Raw genomic sequence first — 2,476 nt, 5'->3', positions numbered from 1 at the left:
CATTTTGTAGTCTTTTTTGGCGCACTGGCAGCCTGGCAGGGTATAGAGACACTGCTAAAGGCTTTGGACGAAAAAGAGTGGCCAGGCGATGTTAAGCTGGTAATCGTTGGCGATGGCGCCGAGCGTTTCAGGGTAGAAGATGCTGCTCGCAACGGAAAGGTGATATATCTCGGGACAATTCCCTACAAACAGATGGCTGGTATTGTTGCCAGAAGCATTGCAGGTTTGAGTCCCCAAAATTCCGCCGGTGGGCGCTCCTCTACAGGACTGAACCCGCTGAAGGTCTTCGAAACCTTGGCGTGTGGAGTGCCAGTTGTGGTTACAGATTTTCCTGGTCAAGCGGATCTGGTCCGTGAAGGCAATTGTGGTATTGTTATTCCTCCCGAAGACCCAGGGGCATTGGCGAGGGCGGTTGCATACCTTTATAACCATCCACATGAAAGGGCGTTGATGGGCTGTCGAGGTAGAGCGCTTGTGGAAAAGAAGCACTCATGGAATCGAAGAGCAGAGCAGACTGACCACATTCTGAGGAAGCTATGAATTCTGAGATAAATCCTGCATACGAATGTTACTGGCCATCTGAAACAAAATCTTTTTTGCAAAGGGTAGATAGATTTGTGGAGGGGCGGTAACAATGGAGGTGGTCGCATTTTTCCTTGCTCTTATAGGGTCCTTTAGCTTGTTGGGAATAGCTTATTTTGTATTTAAGGGCACAATACTGGATATTAGTCGCATGCAGGATAATCCATGGCCGATTATTTGGTATCTTCAACTCTTTTCTATATTAGTTCCATTAGTTGTTGTTGGATATTTTGGCATCGATAATATATCTGTGCTATATATCGCGCGGCCAGGTTTAGAGACTCCAGTTGCTGTAGCAGTTATTGCGACTTTATTGCTGTACGTATTATCCCTCGCTTTTTTCCTTCGGGTTTTTGGACTATACTTACGAAAGGTAGTAGTTCATACACAATCAGACTCCCTCGAGTTCTATAGAAAAACAGCTAGATTTTGCAGCTTTTTAAGCCTAATTGGCCTATTGCTTTTAGTCGCTTTTTATCTACTAGGGTATAAGCACGCTTTCTTGTTTTCATTAATTGAAGATGTACCATTGCTACAAGTCAGGCTCCAGAATGTATATGCCTCCAGAGTCCCCACTCAGCTTCAGTCAATGGTGTTCTTAATAGGCTACTTATTGGCAATACTTTCAGGATACCTTGGAAGATATAAAATAGATACTTCATTAAAATATTTAATGATTGCTATATTCATATTAACAGCCCCAGGAAATAAGGCACCATTAATAATGGGATTTATCGTCTGGTTACTAGCATATGGTAAACTGCTACCTCAATCACCTTTTTCCATGCAAACTTTTCGATGTATCCCGTTTTTTGTGGTGTCTATGCTAGGTCTTGTGTACCTTGTAGTGCGTGTACAAACAGGCCATATGTCTGTTCAAGAATTCTTGTACTATTTGCTAAATCGAATAGGTATTGGGCAGATGGCTGGCATTTATGAAACTGCGGGTCTTATAAAAGAAGGTAGTCCGTTAGCAGGTGATTTCTATTGGCATATGATTCCTTTTGCTAAGTTCTTTATTGATTATGTCGATTATCAAAAGTTTCTCATGATGATTTCAGAAGGCTACGCTTTTTCAGAGATGGGTTTGAAAAATACATATTTTTTGGCAGAAGCCTATGCAATAGGTGGAACGTTTTTAGCTATATCTTCACCTCTCATTGTAGCATTTTCAACATCTTTTGGAGTATTGCTCCTTATTGCAATGTTCAAATTTTTCTTCGGAAAAGATTTACCTTTGACTGCAGTGCCATCATCCTTGGCTTTATATCTTATGACGCATAACATTACAGGAGGCTTTAGCAGTTTCCCGCTGCTAAAAGGCTTGTTTTTAATTACATTTCAGTTGGGAGGTTTATGGATCTTGTGGCTACTTTGGAAATCTTGCCTTCTTATTGGACATGAAGTCGTCTCAAAATTCAAAGAGAATTCCAAAAAACCTATTTAAATCGAAAGCTTTAAATAGTATTTATAGTATATAATATGGCATGAGGAACCTCACCGATTTTGCCATTCTGCAAGAGTACGAACGTGTCAAAAAGCTTGGAGACAAACTCGTCGAGCCCACTTTCCGCGCCTTCAGTTCAACCCGTAATAATTTTCATTCGTCTTCGGTTAAGACCACAATCCCTCCCTAAAACGTTCTCTATTGATGTGTGGATCAAGTGCTTCACTTGAGTATACGTTTAAGACTGTAGAGAAATCATGTTTTATCCCAAGATAATCAAGAATCGCAGACAAGAGTTTTGATGAATTTTCTACAAAGATGGTGCTCCATCTCAATTGAGTGAAACGAACCATTTTCGCATCCGGATTCAGTTTCCTCAGGCAGCGTAACGAGATCAATGTAATTTCGTTTTGGCCCTGTATCTGACCCCAATTATTCCTCCTCCAT

The 2,476-nt window shown here is 41.1% G+C and carries 2 protein-coding genes and 1 pseudogene; 2 read left to right on the top strand and 1 reads right to left on the bottom strand.

Annotation, left to right across the window (positions count from 1 at the left end):
• Nucleotides 1–540 (top strand): glycosyltransferase (locus tag AC29Z1_RS16055; RefSeq protein WP_488272461.1); only part of this gene is annotated, 540 nt, incomplete at its 5' end.
• 94 nt (nt 541–634) lie between these two features.
• Nucleotides 635–2,029 carry a hypothetical protein gene (locus AC29Z1_RS16050; RefSeq protein ID WP_488272460.1) on the top strand — a complete coding sequence of 465 codons (1,395 nt, stop codon included), beginning with the start codon at nt 635–637 and terminating at the stop codon, nt 2,027–2,029.
• A 167-nt stretch (nt 2,030–2,196) separates the two neighbouring features.
• Here the strand turns inward: AC29Z1_RS16050 and AC29Z1_RS16045 are convergent.
• Nucleotides 2,197–2,476: pseudogene (locus tag AC29Z1_RS16045) on the bottom strand (hypothetical protein); the annotation flags it as partial.

This window comes from Sporomusa sp. (assembly GCF_057736855.1).
This window is presented reverse-complemented; position numbering and strand designations above follow the sequence as displayed.